Genomic DNA, 17087 nt, shown 5'->3' on the forward strand with positions numbered 1-17087 from the left:
GGCGTCAGGGAGGGACGATGCCTGCCCCGCCGTACCTGATCTTGAAACAGGTGAGGCGCTGAGAGCGAATCTCAGCGCCTCACCTCGCGAGCGAAACTGCCATAGGGCCAGGTCAGATAGGCCGCGAGCGGCCACCATGATGAGCATCCCGCGCGCGATGATCTAGACGTCCGCGGGCGATCCGGCGGTCAAGCTGCGCAGCTCGCGAGCCGCCTCCAGCGCGCGGCTCTGCTCCGGCAACGCGTCGAGGATCCGGCCGAGCGTGCGGCGCCGGATCGTGCTGACAGGCCACGCCCGCGCGGTGGTCACGGCGTGCGCGAGCCCGTCGTTGACGTGGCCGTCCCCGACGAGGGCCAGTGCGCGCACGAGCTCGTAGTGCGTGATGTTGCCGATGAACGTGGTCGGGCACAGCGAGATCGCCCGGTCCACCGCGCGGGTCGCGTCCGCGGTGTCTCCGATCAGAGCCAGCGAGTAGGCGTCCGCCCACGCGGCATCGCGTTCCACGAAGCTCCACAGCGGCGTTGTCCGGTCGCTGGTCGCGTCGTCGGGCAGCCTCTCGAACACGCCTCCCAGATCGCCCAGGGCGGCGCGGGTCGTGTGGACGTCGCCCTGCGAGGCGGAGATGAACGCCCGTGCGCGGAGTGCCTCGGCCAGGCCGGGGCTCGCCGACCTCGCTCAACTCCATGCCCATGAGTACGGCGAGTTGCGCGCCGACCCGTAGCAGACCGGTGCGAGCGGTCGCGGAGGAGGTTCGCCCGAGGAGCCGAGAGACCTCGGCCAGGTCAGCGGCCACGGCGTGGACGAGTGTTCCCGGCGCCTGGGTGTAGTAGGCGAAGCCGTGCTCCCACGCGACTTCTTGCCAATCGTCGGAGCGGACCTCGCGTTCGGCGACGGCGTTCTCGATCCCGGAGAACAACGTCTCTATAGTGCCTGGCGGTATGACCGCTCCCGCGCTCAAAGCGGCGATCAGTCTCATCGCAGCGCGCCGATGCATGTCATCATCCTCGGCAAGATTATGGGCCCTTTCAGGCGCGGCCTGGCGAAGGCGGTCAAATTCGCCGGCAAAGGCATGAAGCGCTTTTAGCCGCCCTTGTGCACCATACAAGGAATCCAGTCGCTCGATCACATCGGGCTGAACCGGCGCTTGGCCGCGTTCCCATCTTGACAGATCGCCATGGTCGCAGCGTGCCTGGGCCGCCGCGTCGCGCTGGCTGAGGCCGCGCACCTCATCGCGCCAGTAGCGCAGCTCTGAGCCCAGCAGGTGCCAGGGCGACGCGGCGGGATCGACGGCGTCAGGGCGGCGAGGCATTCAAGCCCATCTCCTCGTTGGTGGGGTTGGTGGAAACTCGCGTTCCAACATCCACCCCCTTGGATGCGCTCCCCGAATTCTCTCACTATGACACTGCGCTTCCTGCTGGAAACGCGAAACTCCTGGACGGCGCGTAAGCCCTGATCAGAAAGGCCGCCGAAGTGAATTCCGGCATAGCCCTCAATTCGGCCGACGCAATTGAGTTCGCCGGGTGGTGCCCGCAATGAGCCTCATTGATCGGGACACGACCTTCGCCCAACGAGACGCCGTGATCGGGGCGTGGCTGGAGCTCGACTTGCGTGATCGTCAGCTCGCCGTGTTGCGGCTCAGCTTTCCCCAGTGGGTGATCTCCTATGCCCTCGCTCAGGCCGGCCCTCTGCGCCCGGCGTCATCGCACCACCCACTCGAGGGAGGCACCCCCGTGACCGCGAAGAGCACAGACGAGAAGCCGGCCGCGGTCGGGCCTCCGCAACTGCGGATCAGCTTGTGGGGCATCGGGCTCCACGGCGGCGTGTCCGCTCTGATGGAAGACCTCGACGACCAGCACCACAAGGACCATAAGGCGGCGTCGTGAGAGACGTCCTGATGTGGCTGTATCCGGCCGTCCTCATCTTCGGTGCGAAGCCGGTGATCGACTTCCCGGAGCGCACCTGCGTGCCCCGAACCGAGGACCAGGACCACCCTCGGCTAGCGTCGATAACCGTACGCATGCCACCCGCCAGCGGCCGACCGGAAGACCACTATGACCGATGCTCTGCAAGACGCGTTCCCCGACCGGCCGCTGCGGATCGGGACGCGTAGCTCGCCCATGGCGCTGCACCAGGCCGGTGGCGTACGCGACCGCATCCAGAAGCGCGTGCCCGGCCTCGACATCGAGATCGTGCCCATGACCACCACGGCCGATCTCTGGCCCGGCGACCTGTCCGAGCTGGGCGGCAAGGGCCTCTACACGAAGGAGATCGACCGGGCCCTCATGGCCGGCCGGGTGGACATCGCCGTGCACTGCATGAAGGACGTTCCGGGCGACGTGCCGCTCCCGCCCGGTCTCGCGTTCGGCGCCTACCTGGAGCGTGACGACGTGCACGACGTGCTCGTCACCCGCGACGGCACGCCCCTCGACAAGCTGCCCGCGGGCTCCGTCATCGGCACCAGCAGCGTGCGCCGCCGCGCGCAGCTCCACATGGTCCGGCCCGACCTGCGCGCGGAGCGCATCCGCGGCAACGTCAACAGCCGCCTCGGCAAGCTCGACAACGATCACACGTACGCCGGCCTCATCCTGGCCCGCGCCGGCCTGCGGCGGATCGGCGCCACCGGACGGCACGTCGAGGTCCTTCCGGTGGAGTTCCATCCAGCGGACGAGGGCGTCGTGTCCATGGTGCCCGCGGTGGGCGCCGCGGTGATCGGCGTCCAGGCACGGCAGGCGGACGTCCCGATCATGCGACTGCTCGGCGAGCTCAACCACCCGGCGACGGCCGCGCACATCCTGGCCGAGCGGACGATGCTGCACATGCTGCGCGGCCACTGCAACAGCCCGATCGCCGGGTACGCCTCGACGACGGCGGACGGCCTCATGAGCTTGTCCGGGATGGTGTTCAACCGTGACGGCTCCACGTTCGTCAGGACCCACATGTGGGGTGACCCCGCGGATCCTGCCACGCTCGGCTCCCGCGTCGCCTCCGACCTGCTCCACCAGGGCGCTCGCGACTTGATCACGGCGACCCGCAAATGAGCACCTGACTTCCCGGCTCGGAACCGTCACCGCGGGAAATGAACCGCACATGCCCATGAGCGATTCCCAGTGCAGATGGTGCGCCGAGGTCTTCTTCGGCGTCAGGCCAGGCTCGAAGGCCCCTCATCACACAAATCCGGGGACGGGCAAGAAGTGCGCCGGCTCAGGCCAGAAGACCGGCGCCTATGTCGAGTAACCCGTTCGGCACATTCAGGGCCCCGCCAGTGGCCCTACTCGGTGCTGCGGGGCGCCAGCTGGCTGATGCGCTGCGGCGACAGGCCCAGGACGCCCCCGGCGTCCCGCACCGTCCACCCCTTGCCGGTGAGCAGGCGGGCCGCGCCGGCGACCGTGTTGCGCTCGGCCTGCTCGGCGTCCGCTCGGGCAGTGCGGGCGAGGGTGACCGCGTCGAGGGCGGCGACGATCTCCGGGTCGTCCGGTCGCATGGTGATGCCGACGGCGTGAGGCTGTTCGCCGAGCAGTTCGGCGACAAGCTTGTGTGTGTTCCGGTGAGCTTCGGTCCAGTGCGAACCCTGGGCCAGGACGGCGCGCCCGTCGGGCAGGTCATGGACGGTTACGGTCCACTGGTTGCCGTCGCGGGTGGCTGTGGCGGGGTATTGGGCGAACTTGACGTCGACGAACTCGTCCGGGTCGCCATCGCATTCGGGCTCGTCAAAGATCTTCTCGAAGTGTTCCATGCGGGGGATTCTAGGGGGCGATACGCGAGTCGTCTAGCGTGACTAGATGGACATCGTCTAGCGCCATTGGTTGACACTGGTCTCATCCGTTGTTTACGGTCCCTCCTCTGAGAGTGGATTCTTCTCCCAGGTCACGGCACCCGGTCACGATGACCGCCCGGAGGTGACCGCCTGGCAATCAGCGCGCCCGAGCCCTCCGGCGTGCCCATGCGATTCCTGCCAGTACGACCGCCCCAGCCAACGCGGCGATCACCATGACACCGGTCCTGTCGGGAGCGGGCGGGGGTTCGGCTTCGACCCGGACAGGGGTTCCGAGGGCGGTGATCAGTTCGGGGGTGAGCGGTCTCGCACCCTGGGTTCGGTCGGAGAGTCGCAGCGGGTGGTCGCCGACAGGTAGACGTCTGTTGCCCGAGCACAGGCTCGTGCTCAGTTCTGAGCCTCGGGTACGGGCGAACACCAGGTAGCGAGCGCCTTCCACGAACTTGTACCCGCAGGCCGGCCCCTGCGCCTTGGTGAAGACCTCGAACTCGGCGGTCGGCGCGCCCTTGTAGACGTGGTCGGCACGGAGGCTGGCGGTGACGGAGCCGCCGTTCAGCATCGATTCGCCCACGCGGACGTCCGTGACGGTAGCGGAGAAGACGGCCGTCGCCGCGCTGACCTGTTGTCGTGGCGTGAGCATCGCACACGAGCAGCCCGAAGCGGCGGTCACCGGACCGGCGGTGACCAGGAACAGGACTGTCGCGATGGAGAACGCCGCGAGCACACGCATCATCATGCCTTGATGACGTACGGCGGACGTGATCGGTTCGACCGGTCCTATCCGGGTCTCGCTGTGTCCGGTGCAGCGGCGTCCCCATACGCGTCTTCGGGTCATGATGTGCGCTGGGAGCGATTGGCTGCGGAGGAGTCCTGTTGAGCGAGACAGTGCCGGTGATCTCCGGTGACGCGATGTTCTGGGCTTATGACGTGGCGCTCGCGGTTCTCTTCATCGAAGCCGCCCGAGTCGGGGCGGAGGAGCCGGTGGACCTTCGGCCCTCGTGGTGGCCGGAGTTGGAGCAGGATCTCCGCACGCACGCGTTGGCCGGCAGCAGTTCCGCGGTCCTGCTGGACGATTTCAGCGAGGATCGGCGGCAGGTGCTCCTGCGCTGCGTCGTGGAGGCGGCTCGACGGATCGAGGCTCGCGGTGGCGTACCTCTCGCTCCGGCTGGGCGGCATTGGTACTACGGAACGCCGGCGGGGCGGATCGTGCAGGGTGGATAGGCGTGGCTGTGAAGCGTGCGTCGCGGATGGACATGGCTGCGTAGGTGCTGGTCACGGGCGTTCGTTGATACCGCCTCGCGTGTATGGGCCGATTGTTGGTCCATCTTTACTGAGAGAACGCTCGCTCGCGAACCGCCCTCTGACGACGCTCGAACGTGTCCGGTAACCAGGGCCGGGGGTTCGACGGCGAGCGGAGCGAGCGGGGGGTTTGGGGGATCGAAAGGGGGCGGCAGCCCCCTTGGGGAGCGCTGTCTGGAGTCTCGTGGCGCGAAGCGCCCCCTTGGGGAAGGCCTTGCAGTTTTCCCCGGGAGCCCCCCGAGCGGGGCCCGTACCTCCGGAAAGGCGCGAGCGCGCGCCCCCTCGTGGGGCGCGCGCTCGTGGGTGGGTTTGTCAGGCGGCGTAGTCCGGGTAGCCGTAGCCGACGACCTGCGACTTCGGACGGACGCGCTCCTCGACCCGGCCGTTGCCGGTGTTGCCTTCGATCGTGGAGATGGTGCCGTTCTGGTTGTCCTTCAGGACGAAGCCGACGTGCTGGATGTCGCTGAGGGACTTGCCGCCCTTCCAGGAGAAGAAGACCACGGCGCCGGGCTTGGCGACGTCGCCGAAGCGGTGGTTGGCCCGGAACCACTTGGCGTGGGCGACGGTGTAGGCATCCCAGCCGACCTGCGGGCGGGCGCCGGTCTGCTCGCCGACCCAGGAGACGAACATCGAGCACCAGGCGGCGTTCAGGTACGCGTTGCGGTTGCCGCCGTCGCGGGCCACGGTTTCGGCGGCGCGCTTCGAGTTGGCGTACCACTGCTGGTACTTGGTGCCGCCGCCGGAGGCGTTCTCGGAGGTGCCGATCTGGGCCTTGGCCACGGACAGGACCTGGTCGGCCGTGACGTTGACCTTGGTCTCTTCGCTCCTGTCACCGGCCTTGTGGGCGGCGGTGGCGGAGTCCGGGTGCCTGGCGGCGGTGGCCGCGGCTACTCCGGTCGCGGTGTCGGCGTTGGCCGCGAGAGGGGCGCCGAGGGCGGAGGCCAGGATGGCTCCGCCCAGGAGGGCGCGGGTGATGCCGGTTTTGGGCGCAGCAGTAAGACGGTACTTGGCCATCGAGGGGGTTACTCCTTGCTTCCATGCCGCTTACCGGGTTAGCTGACGGGTTCGGGCGTGGAAGCTGCCCTACGGCACCGGAGTGCCGATTCACCCCAAGGACATGGGTCCCCGGTTCCGTACGAAGACGGATTCAGCGGTCACAGGACGATCCTGTGATCTTTCGTGCGATGGTCAGACATAGCCGGACAAACCGGGCGTATGCCTCAAGGTGCCTCATAAGGTAATACATGAGGCAAGAGGATTACAAATCCATAAAGCGCAGTCAGGTGAGTTGTCTGCGCGCGTCGGCCAGAAGTCCCATCATGGCAAGGGATTCGTCAAGCGGCATGATCGAGGATTCGGTCCTGCCTTCGGCCGTGGCGGCACGGACTTCGCGAAGCTCCCCGGCGTATCCGTTGTCCGCCGGATCGAGAACGTGCTCTTCCGGCTCCATGGAGGGCCCGGTGAGGAGGATCCGCTTCGGCGCCCAGAACGGCGCCGGGATGTCCGCCCGCATCTGAGTACCCACAACACTGGCCATGTTCGGGTAATTCCCCAGCAACGAGGCCGCCACGAGAGCGTGCCGTCCGCCGGGGTAGAGCAACGTGCCGGCCGCCTCCGCGTCCACCCCGGTCGGGGCCAGGGAGCCGGTGAAGCTCAGGCCCGAGGGCGTGCCGAGGAGCAGCTGAGCCAGGCTGAACGGGTAGATCCCCAGGTCGAGCAGGGCGCCGCCGCCCAGCTCCGGCGCCCACAGGCGATGCGCGGGATCGTACGGGGCGGCGAAGCCGAAGGTGGCCTGCACCGAGCGGAGCTCGCCGAAGCGCGGATCGGCCGCGATCTGCTGGATGAGGGGGTTGAACCGCATCCACATCGCTTCCATCAGGAACACGCCCGCCTCGCGCGCCAGCCGCACCATCTTCTCGGCGTCGTCCACGGTGGCCGCCAGCGGCTTCTCGCAGAGCACGGCCTTACCGGCGGCGATGGCGGCCTCGGCCACCTGGAGGTGCTGGGCGTGCGGGGTGGCCACGTAGACGGCGTCGATCGCCGGATCGGCGCACAGTTGCTCGTAGGAGCCGTAGGCCGACTCCGCCTCCAGCGTCGAGGCCAGAGCCTGCGCTCTGGCCAGATCTCGTGAGCCGACGGCGCCCACCCGCATGCCCGGTTCGGCGGCTATGGCCGCCCCCACCGTACGCGCGATGCCGCCGGTCGCCGCTATTCCCCAGGTGAATTCTCGCACGCCGCAGATCGTACAGGAAAGGTAAAAATATGGTTATGTGGGGATAAATCGGGACACCCCGAAAACCTCTCCCGTCACAAAGGCGGTGAACCGCCCGTCACGCCACGTTGAACGTGTCAGGATCCGGCCCGATGCGCTGCCCCCTGTTCATCGCCCCGATGGCCGCCATCGTCTCCGGGTCGAGAATGAAGTCGAACACGTCGATGTTCTCCTTGATCCGCGCCGGCGTGACCGACTTCGGGATGACCACGTTTCCGAGCTGCAGGTGCCACCGCAGCACGATCTGCGCCGGCGTCCTGCCGCACTTGTCCGACAGCATCGTCAGCGCCGGATCGGTGAGCAGCCCCTTGCCCTGCCCGAGCGGGCTCCACGCCTCCGTGAGGATGCCGTTGGCCTCGTGGAAGGCGCGCAGCTCCCGCTGCTGCAGGTACGGGTGCAGCTCGATCTGATTGATGGCCGGCGTGATGTCGGTCTCGTCCATGAGCCGGGTGAGCGTGGCGACGGTGAAGTTCGACACGCCGATGGCCCTGACGCGCCCGTCGCGGTAGATCCGCTCCAGAGCCTTCCACGCCTGGACGTACTTGTCCTGCCGCGGCACCGGCCAGTGGATGAGGTAGAGGTCGATGTGATCGAGCCCCAGCCGGGTCAGGCTCTCGTCGAAGGCGGCCTCGGCGCGGTCGTGGTCGCCGTTCCACAGCTTGGTGGTGACGAACACCTTCTCGCGCGGCAGCCCGCTCGCGCGGACGGCCCGGCCCACTCCTTCCTCGTTGCCGTAGGCGGCGGCCGTGTCGATGTGGCGGTAGCCGGTCTGGAGCGCGATGGCGACCGCCTGCTCGGCCTCGTCGGCCGGCACCTGGAAGACGCCGTACCCGAGCTGCGGGATCTGCACGCCGTCCGTGTTGAGCAAGAGCGAGTTCATACTCTCCATTGTTCATACCGCGTTCCTGCGGGCTTAAGGCGGTGGGGCTAGCTTGAAGCGGTCGTGAACGGCCCATCACCCCGCTGGGAGGGCAAGGAGTGGTCGAACAGGCGTCGGCCTGGGTGGAGTCCCCGCTCCAGATGCTGTGCGCCGTCGAGGCCCACCACGCCGGGCTGCTCGGCCCCGCGACGGCCGTCGTGCCCCGCGCGGGCCTGCGGCCGCTGAAGGCCACGCGGCGTGAGCTGCGCGCGCTGGGGCTGCCCGACGGCCTCGAACTGGCCGAGCCGCGCGAGCGCATGCCGAGACGCGTGCAGGCGGTCGGGGACGCCTTCTCCGGACGGGTGCAACTGCGCTGGCTCGCCTCCGGCCCTGGCCGCATCGTCATCGTGGATGACGGCCTGGCCACGCTGCGGCTGCTGGAGCTGCTGGCGGCGGGCCCGCACCGGCCGCTGCTGCGCGCCCGCGCCCGTTCCACGAATGTGCGCGCCCTGCTCGGGCTGGCCGCCGCGGTGCGGCTGCGGCTGAGCGAGGTGGCGGTGTTCACCGCGCTGCCCGTGGACGAACGGCTCGAAGCGGCCGTCCGCCGCGCCGGTGTCGATCTCGTGCGCCACGACTTCGCCTGGCTGCGTGCCCAGCCGCCGAGCGCCGAAGGACCGGCCGAGCGCACGGTCGTGCTCGGCACCTCGCTGGTCCGCAACGGCCTCGTGCACCGCGACCACTACCTGCGCTGGCTGACCGACCTGGCCACCCGCGAGCCCCTGGCCTACTACCCGCACCGCCGCGAGGACCCCGTGGACGTCGCGCTGATCCGGGAGCGTCCCGGCATCACCGTCCACGACGCCGGCGCGCCGGCCGAGCTGACGCTGCGCGGCCTGGACCCCGGCCAGCGCGTGCTCAGCCTGCCCTCGACCGCGATCACTTCGCTGCGGGTGCTGCTCAGCCCGCGCGGCGTCGCCGTCGAGCCCGTGGACGTACCCGATGACTGGTGGACCAGCAGGGCGGCTCCCGCCCTGCGCTCGCATTTGACAGGAGTGTCCGGTTGAGAGTGCTGGCGGTCGCCGACTCCGACTCGTATCTGAAATGGGCGGCCTGCCTGCTCGGTGACCTGCCCGAGGGCTGCGTGACGGAGCTGGTCGTGGTGCGCACGCCGATCGCGCCCTCGCCCGAGCAGATCGCCGCGGCCGTGCGCGGCACGCGGGGCGAGGGGCGGAGCGGCAGGCGGGGAGGCGGGCCGGACGAGGGGCCGGACGAGGGGCCGGACGAGGGGCAGGGCGGCGGGCGGCCGCCGGTGTTGTCGGCGCGCTCCGTGCGGCGGCTGGCCGAGCGCACCAGGCCCGACGTGATCCTCGTCGCCTGTACGGGCCCGGTGGTCGACGTGCTGGTGGCCGAGGTGCTCGGCGGGCTGCGCCCGCGGCCGGTGTTCGTCAGCGGTCTGCCCGGCATCTCGGTGCCCGCCACCGAGAAGGCGTGGCTGTTCCGCAGCGGCTGTGACCTGTTCGTGGTGCACAGCGAGCGGGAGGTGGCCGAGTTCGCCGCGATCGCCGGCCGGCTCGGCGGGGGAGGGGCGGTGGGGCTGGCCCGGCTGCCGTTCCTGCGTCCCGAGGCGGGCACGGGCAGCGGGAACCGGGTGGTGTTCGCCACCCAGGCCAAGGTGCCGCGCGAGCGGGAGCGGCGCGAGCGGATCCTGCTGTCGCTGGCCGAGCTGGCCGAACACCGGCCCGACCTCGACGTGGTGGTCAAGCTGCGCGCGCTGGAGGGCGAGCGGCAGACGCACAACGAGCGCCACCACTACCAGCGGCTGTGGCGGGAGATGGGCGAGCCGGGCCGGCTGACGTTCGCCGCCGGGTCCATGCAGGAGCAACTGGAACGGGCGGCCGGGTTCGTCACGGTGAGCTCGACGGCGGCGCTGGAGGCCATCGCCATGGGCGTGCCGTCGCTGGTGCTGCGCGACTTCGGCGTGAGCGCCGAGATGATCAACCTGGTGTTCGAGGGCAGCGACCTGCTGGGCACGATGGAGGAGCTGGCCAAGGGCGACTTCCGCGCGGCCTCGCCCGCCTGGTGCGCGGCCAACTACTTCCATCCGGCCGAGCGTGACTCCTGGACGGGGCTGCTGGCCGGGCTGGTCGCCGGGCCGCGGACGCCCGCCAGGTCGCTGCTCGACGGCCCCGGGCACGCGGCGGCCCGGCGCCGGGCCCGGCTCCGGGTGGAGGTGCCCCCGAAGATGTTGCGGGCCGGCTACCGGGCCAAGCGCCGGATGCGCCGCTACCTCAAAGCGCTGACCTGAGCCGTACGCCAGAGCGACGGCCTCAAAGCGCTGACCTGAGCTTCCTGCGGATCCTGGTGAACGCGCTGGGCCTGGCCGCGTCGGCGAGGCCCAGCATCTCCAGCCGCCTGCGCTTGAAGTAGCGCGGATCGAACGCGATGCCGTCGGGCCGCAGGTCGGGGTAGGCGTCGGCCTGCATGCAGTAGCCCACCGCGCGCAGCAGCGTGGGCAGGTCCGGCTCGGGCGGCCGCTCGATGTGGCCCTCGGCCGACAGCCTGGGCAGCAGGGCGTCCACGATGGTGGCCGGGATCCGGTTGCTGTTCTCGTACGGGGTCAGCCGCCGCAGCACCGTTTCGGTCCCGTACGAGGCCACCGGCAGCCCGAAGTAGCGCCAGGCCGTCACCAGCCCCGTGGAGAAGCAGCCCACGACCAGCTCGGGCCGCAGCGCGGCGAAGCACACCTCGGCCGGCACGCTCTCCTGGGCCACCGTCAGCCGCACGTCCAGCGGTTTCGCGGCGGCCCGCAGTAACTGGGCGTGGCGGCGGCCGGCGGCCGGGTGCGGCTTGAAGACGACGTCGGTGTGGCCGCGCGCGACCAGGGCCTTGAGCATGGTCTCGTGCAGGCCGGCCTCCTCCTCGGGCGTGAGGAGGTCCAGCGCCGACAGGTACTGGCCGAGGATCATCGCCGGCCCGGACACTCCGGATATTTCCGAAATCTCCGACACTTCGCGCACGACTGACAGGAAGCGCTCGCCGGGCAGGATCTCGGGGGCGACGCCGTACTCGCTGAGCAGCAGCGGTTCGAGCCCCGGCACCAGGTCCAGGTGGATCAGCCGGTCGATGCGCCGGAAGATCTCGGCGGGCAGCGGATCGCGCGTCGGGCCGTAGCTCATCAGCCCGTCGGAGTAGACCGAGATCGGGCAGTCGCGCACCAGCCCCGCGATCGTCCGCGCCGGCGGCACCGCGATCGACTCCAGCACCAGCTCCTCGACGCCGTCGAGCCCCCAGTGGGAGCGGATCAGCCGCTCCGTCATCGGCACCTCGATCACCCGAGCCCGCCAGTCCGACGGATGCAGCGGCGCGATGAGCTCGTTCCAGGAACGCACCTCGTCGAAGCGCGAGCGCAGCGCGGCGAAGCCGGGCGCCTGGTCGGCCGGCATGGCCACCTCGGGGACGGCCGCGTTGTTCGACACGATCAGGACCCGGCGGCCCGTGCCGAACCGGCCGTCGTCGATGGCGGCCGCCAGCGACATCACCCCGAACAGCGTCGAGGCGTAGAAGACCTTCACGACGTCTCCTCCCGGTCACGGCGGACCCGGACGTGCGGGCTGGGGGGCAGATCGGGCACCAGGGCGCGCAGCGCGGCCTCGCGCTCGACGGACATCCGCGCCACAGACTCCGCCACCAGCTCAGGCGGCAGCGCCCGCACCATCTGCGCGCCGCGCTCCTCGAAGCGGGCGCGCAGGGCGGGCGTGAAACGGTCGGCGAGCTCCAGGTGGTGGGCGAGCAGGGCGCAGAAGTTACGCGCCGCCTTGGGCAGGAACTCCGGCTCCAGGTCCTTGAAGACCAGCTCGAACGCGTCGAAGAAGTGCAGCTGGCGCTCGTCGCCCACCTGCGTCAGCGACCCGGACACCATGCGCCGGTAGAAGACCCCGGCCAGCGACACCACCGCGAACGTGGCGGCCTCCCGGTGCAGCCGCCAGATCCACGGCCGGTCCTCCGCGGTGTGCAGCGAGCCGGGGAAGTGCAGCAGGTCGCCCAGGGAACGCCGGTAGACGCCCGCCCACGCGTACGGGTAGTCGACCATGGTCCGCACCCCGGCGGGCAGGATGGCGGCGCGAGGGTCGAGCACCGCGCCTCGCCGCGCCTGCGGGGCGCGGTGCACGACCCGTTTACGGCCCTCGACCTGCACGTGGTCGGCGCGGACGAAGTCGCAGCCGAGCCCGTCGATCGCCTCGACGAGCCGTTGCAGGTAACCGGGGGCGAGCCAGTCGTCGCCGTCCATGAACGTGACGTACCGGCCGGTCGCGGCCGCCAGGCCCGTGTTCCGCGCGTCGGCCAGCCCCACCGGGGCGGGGTTGCGCAGCACGGTCAGCCCGGGCAGGTCACCGGCGAAGTCGTCGATGATGTCGCCCGTGGCGTCCGCGGACCCGTCGTTCACGACGATGAACTCGAAGCCGGGGCGCGCGTTGCGGGACAGCGAGGTGAGCGCGTCGGCGATGAAGCGCTCGCCGTCCCGCACGGGCACGACGACCGAGAGGGTGATCAAGGGGGGTTTCTCCTGAGAGGTGACGGGATCAGACGGTCACCCGGCGCAGGCGGGCCTTGGGGGCCTCCTCGCCGGGGAAGACGCGCTTGACGCCGTCGCCCATGGCCTGCTCGATGATGCGGATGTCGCGGACGAGGTGCTCAAGCCCCGACGGCTCCAGCGAGGCGGCGTGGTCGGAGCCCCACATGGTGCGGTCGAGGGTGATGTGCCGCTCCACGCAGACGGCGCCGAGCGTGACGGCCGCCAGGGAGATCTGCAGCCCGCGCTCGTGCCCCGAGTAGCCGACGGGCACGCCGTAGCGCTCCTTCAGCGTGGTGATCGTGCGCAGGTTCGCCTCCTCGGGAGGCAGCGGGTACGTGGACGTCGCGTGCATCATGATCAGCCGCTCGGTGCCCAGGATCTCCACGGCCGCGTCGATCTCCGAGAGCGTGGACATACCGGTCGACAGGATGAGCGGCTTGCCGGTGGCGGCCAGCGCGCGCAGCAGCTCGTGGTCGGACACGCTCGCCGAGGCCACCTTGTGCACCAGGACGCCCATGTCCTCCAGGAACGCGACCGACGGCACGTCCCACGGCGAGGCGAACCAGTGCAGCCCGCGCTCGCGGCAGTGCTCGGCGATCTGGCTGTACTCCGCGCGCCCGAACTCGGTGCGCTCCTTGTACTCCAGGTACGTCATCTCGCCCCACGGCGTCTGCCTGATCTGCCCCTTCTGCTCCTCGGGCACGCAGATCGCGGGAGTGCGCTTCTGGAACTTGACCGCCTGGCAGCCGGCCTCGGCCGCCACGTCGATCAGCCGCCTGGCCAGCTCGACGTCGCCGTTGTGGTTGATGCCGATCTCGCCGATGACGTAGACGGGCTCGCCGTCGCCGACCCGGACGTCGCCGATCGCCACCGGCCCGAACTGCGGCCGGGTCCGCGCCGCGGCGGCCGCCGGCTCGGGGCGGGCGGCCACCACGCGGTCGCACAGCTCGCGCACCGCGCCGTCGCCGCCGGGCCTGGTCAGCACCACCCTGGCCGCGGCCCGCACGCGCGGGTGGGCGTCGGGGGTGGCCACCGGCCAGCCGACCTCGCTCATCGGGCCCAGGTCGTTGACGTCGTTGCCGACGTAGGCCACGCGGGCCGGGTCGAGCCCCTCGATGGTCAGCCAGTCACGCAGCACGGTGCGCTTGTCGGCCAGCCCCTGCAGCACGGGGACGCCGAGCTTGCGGGCGCGGGCGGCGACCACCGGGTTCTGCTCGGTGGACATGACCAGCACCTTCACCCCGGAACGGCGCAGCAGCGACACGCCCATCCCGTCGGAGCGGCTGACCAGCACCATCTCGCGGCCCTCCGAGTCGATGTAGGCGCGGTCGTCGGTGTGCACGCCGTCGAAGTCGGTGATGACGGCGTCCACGTCGATCGGCTCCGGCGCGTCCACGAAGGGGGCCAGCGCGCGGACGAGCTCCAGGTCCTCCGGATTGTCGATCTCGATGCCATGCTGCGCGGGCACGGGCTGCACGGCGACCGAGCCGAAGAAGCGGTGCCCGTGCTCGCGCAGGCCGGCGGTGCGCATGACGTAGAAGGCGCCGTTCTCGCGGAACTCCGGCTCGCGGTCCTGCCTGCGCGGCCTGACTGCCGGGTCGTGGTTGACGCCCGCGCCGCCCGCCGTCCAGAGGAACTCGTGCGTGGGCAGCCCGGACACGACCGAGTCGGCCTCGCCGTCGAGCACCTTGCGCACCGCCGCCGACAGGTCGGCCGGGTCGATGAACGCGCTGGTGCACTGCACGAGCACGACGACCTCGGGGTCCTCGCCGAGGGTGTCGAGCGCGTGCAGCAGCGCGGACTCACTGGAGGCGGTGGCGCCGCTCAGCTCGGCGGGGCGCTCCACGACCAGCGCGCCCGCCTCGCGCGCGGTCTCGGCGATCCCGTCGTGATCGGTGCTGACCACGACCTCGTCGATCAGCTCGGCGCGCCGGCACGCCCGCACCGCCCGGGTGACCAGCGGAACGCCCCCGACCAGGGCGAGGTTCTTCAGGGGTACGCCCGCCGAACCTCCGCGGGCGGGAACTACGGCCAGGACTCGCAAGGTGTCTCCTCAGTGCATCGGATTGCACCCAGAAGCTAGAAGGCCGGATTGAACGCCCAGCGTCACCCTCATTAACTTTCCATGGGGATCCGGTAGAGCAACTCTGGCCGGCCCACGCCGCCGTACTGCGGGATGCGGACCGCCACCCCCAGCTCCACCAGGTATTCCAGGTAACGCCGCGCCGTCACTCTGGACACGCCGACCGCGTCGGCCACGGCCTGCGCGCCGGCCCCGCCGGGGTGCTCGCGCAGCCGGGCGACCACGCTGTCGAGGGTGTCGCGGGCCATGCCCTTGGGCAGCTCGGACGAGCCGCGCAGGGTGCCGAGGACGCGGTCCACGTCGCCCTGCCCGACCGCGGTGGCGCCGCCGCCCGCCTCCTGCTTGAACCGGGCGTAACGGGTCAGCTTCTCGGCGAGTGTCGCGTACGTGAACGGCTTGAGCAGGTACTGGGAGATCCCCAGCGACACCGCCGAGCGCACCATGGCCAGGTCGCGCGCGGAGGTGACGGCGATGACGTCGCACATGAGGCCGCCGGCCCGGATCGCCCGGCACACCTCCAGCCCGTGCATGTCGGGCAGGTAGAGGTCGAGCAGCACGAGGTCCACCGGCCGCCCGCGCAGGAAGCGCAGCGCCTCCCCGCCGGACCTGACCACGCCGGCCACCGCGAACCCGGGCACCCGCTCCACGTAGATGCGGTTGGCCTCGGCGGTGATCTCCTCGTCCTCGACCACCAGCACGGAGATCGTCATGGGACCGGCAGCCTCACCGTGAACTCCGAGCCGGCCACCTCGATGGAGCCGCCCAGCCGCCGCACCGCCTGCCCGACCAGCGCCAGGCCGAGCCCGTGCCCGTCGCCCTTGGTGGTCCAGCCCTTCTCGAACGCGGCCTGGTCGGCCAGCCCGGGCCCGTCGTCGGCCACCCTGATCACGACCTCATCCTCCCCGCCGCGCAGCCGCACCTCGACCCGTCCGGCCGCGTCGAGCGCGTTGTCGATCAGGTTGCCCACGATCGTCACCAGCTCGCGCGGGTCGAGGCCCGGGTCGTCCAGCTCGCTGTCCTGGCTGATCACCAGCTCGGCGCCGCGCTCGGCGGCCTCGGCGCTCTTGCCCAGCAGCAGCGCGGCCAGCACCGGCTCGCGTACCGAGCCCACCACCCGGTCGGTCAGCTCCTGCGCCGCCCGCAGCTCCGCCGTGCCGAGCGCCACCGCCTGCTCCGTGCGGCCCAGCTCGACCAGCGTGATCACCGTGTGCAGCCGGTTGGCCGCCTCGTGCGCGGCCGAGCGCAGCGAGTCGGCGAAGCCGCGCTCGGCGTCGAGCTGGCCGGTCAGCGCCTGCAGCTCCGTGTGGTCGCGTACGGTGACGACCGTGCCCAGCCTGCTGGCGGCGCCGTTGACGGCCAGCACCCGGTCGCCGACCAGGTGGACCCGCTCCTCCGCGCCGGTGAGCAGCTCGCCCAGCCCCAGCTCGCCCACGTGACGGCCCTCGGCGTCGGCGGGCAGGCCCAGCAGCTGCCTGGCCGCGTCGTTGCACAGCGTCAGCGTGCCGTCCTTGCCGACCAGCAGCAGGCCCTCCCTGACCGCGTGCAGGACGGCGTCGTGGTGCTCGTGGATGCGGCCCAGCTCGACCGGTCCGAGCCCGTGCGTCTGGCGGCGCAGCCGCGCGGTGACCAGCCAGGTGCCGGCCGCGCCCAGCGACAGCGCGAGCGCGATGACGAGCGCTCCCCACGCGAACTGGTCGCGCAGCCTCGCGCTGATCTTGTCGATCGTGATGCCGGCGCTGACCAGGGCTCGCACCCGGCCGCCCGCCACGACCGGCGTCACGGCCCTCCTGGACGCGCCGAGCGTGCCGGTGTAGGTCTCGGTGAACGTCTCGCCCGCCAGCGCCCTGCCGGTGTGCCCGAGGAAGCGCTTGCCGATCTCGGCCGGGTTGGGGTGGGTGTAGCGGGTGCCGTCCGGCCGCATGATGGTGATGAAGTCGACCCCCGTCACCAGGCGCACCCGTTCGGCGTACGGCTGCAGCCGCACGCTCGGGTCCGGCTCGTCCAGGGCGGCCAGCACGTCGGGCGAGACCGCGACGCTGAGCGCCACGGCGCTCGCCGTGCGACCCGCGTCCTCGGTCAGCACCTGCCTGGCCTGCACGAGCGCGAGCACCGCGCCGCCCGCCACCGTGACGGCGACCACGAGCAGCTGCAGGACGAGCATCTGCCCCGCCAGGCTCCAGCGCCGCATCTGAGCACTCTCCCGTGAACGAAACTTACGCAATGGTGACC

General features: G+C 70.8%; 17 protein-coding genes, 1 pseudogene and 1 riboswitch. Of the genes and pseudogenes, 6 read left to right on the plus strand and 12 right to left on the minus strand.

The window, feature by feature from the left end:
* Positions 1–162 precede the first annotated feature (162 nt).
* The gene (locus tag AB0C27_RS10825) at positions 163–564 is read right to left on the minus strand and encodes a hypothetical protein (protein ID WP_357843106.1); all 402 of its coding nucleotides are present in this window, start codon (positions 562–564) and stop codon (positions 163–165) included.
* A 274-nt stretch (positions 565–838) separates the two neighbouring features.
* On the opposite strand from AB0C27_RS10825, the gene AB0C27_RS10830 reads away from it, so the two are divergent.
* Complete coding sequence (locus AB0C27_RS10830; RefSeq protein ID WP_357843109.1) at positions 839–1084, plus strand: hypothetical protein; 246 nt, start codon at positions 839–841, stop codon at positions 1082–1084.
* Between the two features lie 9 nt (positions 1085–1093).
* On the opposite strand, the pseudogene AB0C27_RS10835 reads toward AB0C27_RS10830, so the two are convergent.
* Positions 1094–1309 (minus strand): annotated as a pseudogene (locus tag AB0C27_RS10835) (helix-turn-helix transcriptional regulator); the annotation flags it as partial.
* Between the two features lie 223 nt (positions 1310–1532).
* Here AB0C27_RS10835 and AB0C27_RS10840 point away from each other — a divergent pair.
* Together AB0C27_RS10840 and hemC are read left to right on the plus strand one after the other, a co-directional pair.
* Positions 1533–1883 (plus strand): hypothetical protein, encoded by a 351-nt coding sequence (locus AB0C27_RS10840; RefSeq protein ID WP_357841088.1) that lies wholly within the window; start codon positions 1533–1535, stop codon positions 1881–1883.
* Between the two features lie 168 nt (positions 1884–2051).
* Positions 2052–3038, plus strand: a complete 987-nt coding sequence (gene hemC / locus AB0C27_RS10845) for a hydroxymethylbilane synthase (protein WP_357841091.1) — start codon at positions 2052–2054, stop codon at positions 3036–3038.
* 230 nt (positions 3039–3268) lie between these two features.
* Here hemC and AB0C27_RS10850 read toward each other — a convergent pair whose 3' ends face one another.
* Together AB0C27_RS10850 and AB0C27_RS10855 are read right to left on the minus strand one after the other, a co-directional pair.
* Entirely contained in the window at positions 3269–3733 is a 465-nt protein-coding gene (locus AB0C27_RS10850; protein WP_357841094.1) for a type II toxin-antitoxin system HicB family antitoxin, read from the minus strand.
* 178 nt (positions 3734–3911) lie between these two features.
* Positions 3912–4508, minus strand: a complete 597-nt coding sequence (locus AB0C27_RS10855) for a hypothetical protein (protein ID WP_357841097.1) — start codon at positions 4506–4508, stop codon at positions 3912–3914.
* A gap of 137 nt (positions 4509–4645) precedes the next feature.
* Here AB0C27_RS10855 and AB0C27_RS10860 point away from each other — a divergent pair, with 137 nt between their 5' ends.
* Positions 4646–4993, plus strand: coding sequence for a hypothetical protein (locus AB0C27_RS10860; protein ID WP_357841100.1), 348 nt, complete (start codon positions 4646–4648; stop codon positions 4991–4993).
* 390 nt (positions 4994–5383) lie between these two features.
* Here AB0C27_RS10860 and AB0C27_RS10865 read toward each other — a convergent pair whose 3' ends face one another.
* From AB0C27_RS10865 to AB0C27_RS10875, 3 genes are all read right to left on the minus strand, one after another.
* Entirely contained in the window at positions 5384–6085 is a 702-nt protein-coding gene (locus tag AB0C27_RS10865) for a CHAP domain-containing protein (protein WP_357841103.1), read from the minus strand.
* Positions 6086–6097: 12 nt separating this feature from the next.
* A riboswitch (cyclic di-AMP (ydaO/yuaA leader) is annotated at positions 6098–6234 on the minus strand.
* A 116-nt stretch (positions 6235–6350) separates the two neighbouring features.
* Entirely contained in the window at positions 6351–7304 is a 954-nt protein-coding gene (locus AB0C27_RS10870) for a Gfo/Idh/MocA family oxidoreductase (RefSeq protein WP_357841106.1), read from the minus strand.
* Between the two features lie 97 nt (positions 7305–7401).
* The gene (locus tag AB0C27_RS10875) at positions 7402–8223 is read right to left on the minus strand and encodes an aldo/keto reductase (protein WP_357841109.1); all 822 of its coding nucleotides are present in this window, start codon (positions 8221–8223) and stop codon (positions 7402–7404) included.
* Positions 8224–8321: 98 nt separating this feature from the next.
* Between AB0C27_RS10875 and AB0C27_RS10880 the strand changes: the two genes are divergently transcribed.
* Positions 8322–9266 (plus strand): hypothetical protein, encoded by a 945-nt coding sequence (locus AB0C27_RS10880; protein ID WP_357841112.1) that lies wholly within the window; start codon positions 8322–8324, stop codon positions 9264–9266.
* 2 nt (positions 9267–9268) lie between these two features.
* Positions 9269–10507, plus strand: coding sequence for a DUF6716 putative glycosyltransferase (locus tag AB0C27_RS10885; protein ID WP_357843058.1), 1239 nt, complete (start codon positions 9269–9271; stop codon positions 10505–10507).
* A gap of 22 nt (positions 10508–10529) precedes the next feature.
* Here the strand turns inward: AB0C27_RS10885 and AB0C27_RS10890 are convergent, their stop codons facing one another.
* The 5 genes from AB0C27_RS10890 to AB0C27_RS10910 form a co-directional block, all read right to left on the minus strand.
* A complete protein-coding gene (locus AB0C27_RS10890) occupies positions 10530–11774 on the minus strand; it encodes a polysialyltransferase family glycosyltransferase (protein ID WP_357841115.1) in 1245 nt (414 codons plus the stop codon).
* Positions 11771–12754 carry a glycosyltransferase family 2 protein gene (locus tag AB0C27_RS10895; RefSeq protein ID WP_357841118.1) on the minus strand — a complete coding sequence of 328 codons (984 nt, stop codon included), beginning with the start codon at positions 12752–12754 and terminating at the stop codon, positions 11771–11773. Before AB0C27_RS10895 ends, AB0C27_RS10890 begins: the two co-directional genes overlap by 4 nt.
* Before the next feature lie 28 nt (positions 12755–12782).
* On the minus strand, positions 12783–14819 hold the full coding sequence (locus AB0C27_RS10900; protein ID WP_357841120.1) for an N-acetylneuraminate synthase family protein: 2037 nt from the start codon (positions 14817–14819) through the stop codon (positions 12783–12785).
* Between the two features lie 71 nt (positions 14820–14890).
* The gene (locus AB0C27_RS10905; protein WP_357841123.1) at positions 14891–15568 is read right to left on the minus strand and encodes a response regulator; all 678 of its coding nucleotides are present in this window, start codon (positions 15566–15568) and stop codon (positions 14891–14893) included.
* Positions 15565–17046, minus strand: coding sequence for a sensor histidine kinase (locus AB0C27_RS10910; protein WP_357841126.1), 1482 nt, complete (start codon positions 17044–17046; stop codon positions 15565–15567). The genes AB0C27_RS10905 and AB0C27_RS10910 overlap by 4 nt, the downstream gene beginning before the upstream one ends.
* Positions 17047–17087 lie beyond the last annotated feature (41 nt).

Origin of the sequence: Nonomuraea sp. NPDC048882 (assembly GCF_040649755.1) — a bacterium.
Classification (GTDB): domain Bacteria; phylum Actinomycetota; class Actinomycetes; order Streptosporangiales; family Streptosporangiaceae; genus Nonomuraea; species Nonomuraea maheshkhaliensis.

Coding starts and splice junctions, on each gene's coding strand:
- hemC (WP_357841091.1), top strand. CDS start 2,052: ATGACCGATGCTCTGCAAGACGCGTTCCCCGACCGGCCGCTGCGGATC.
- AB0C27_RS10910 (WP_357841126.1), bottom strand. CDS start 17,046: ATGCGGCGCTGGAGCCTGGCGGGGCAGATGCTCGTCCTGCAGCTGCTC.
- AB0C27_RS10875 (WP_357841109.1), bottom strand. CDS start 8,223: ATGAACTCGCTCTTGCTCAACACGGACGGCGTGCAGATCCCGCAGCTC.
- AB0C27_RS10840 (WP_357841088.1), top strand. CDS start 1,533: ATGAGCCTCATTGATCGGGACACGACCTTCGCCCAACGAGACGCCGTG.
- AB0C27_RS10865 (WP_357841103.1), bottom strand. CDS start 6,085: ATGGCCAAGTACCGTCTTACTGCTGCGCCCAAAACCGGCATCACCCGC.
- AB0C27_RS10905 (WP_357841123.1), bottom strand. CDS start 15,568: ATGACGATCTCCGTGCTGGTGGTCGAGGACGAGGAGATCACCGCCGAG.
- AB0C27_RS10855 (WP_357841097.1), bottom strand. CDS start 4,508: ATGATGATGCGTGTGCTCGCGGCGTTCTCCATCGCGACAGTCCTGTTC.
- AB0C27_RS10850 (WP_357841094.1), bottom strand. CDS start 3,733: ATGGAACACTTCGAGAAGATCTTTGACGAGCCCGAATGCGATGGCGAC.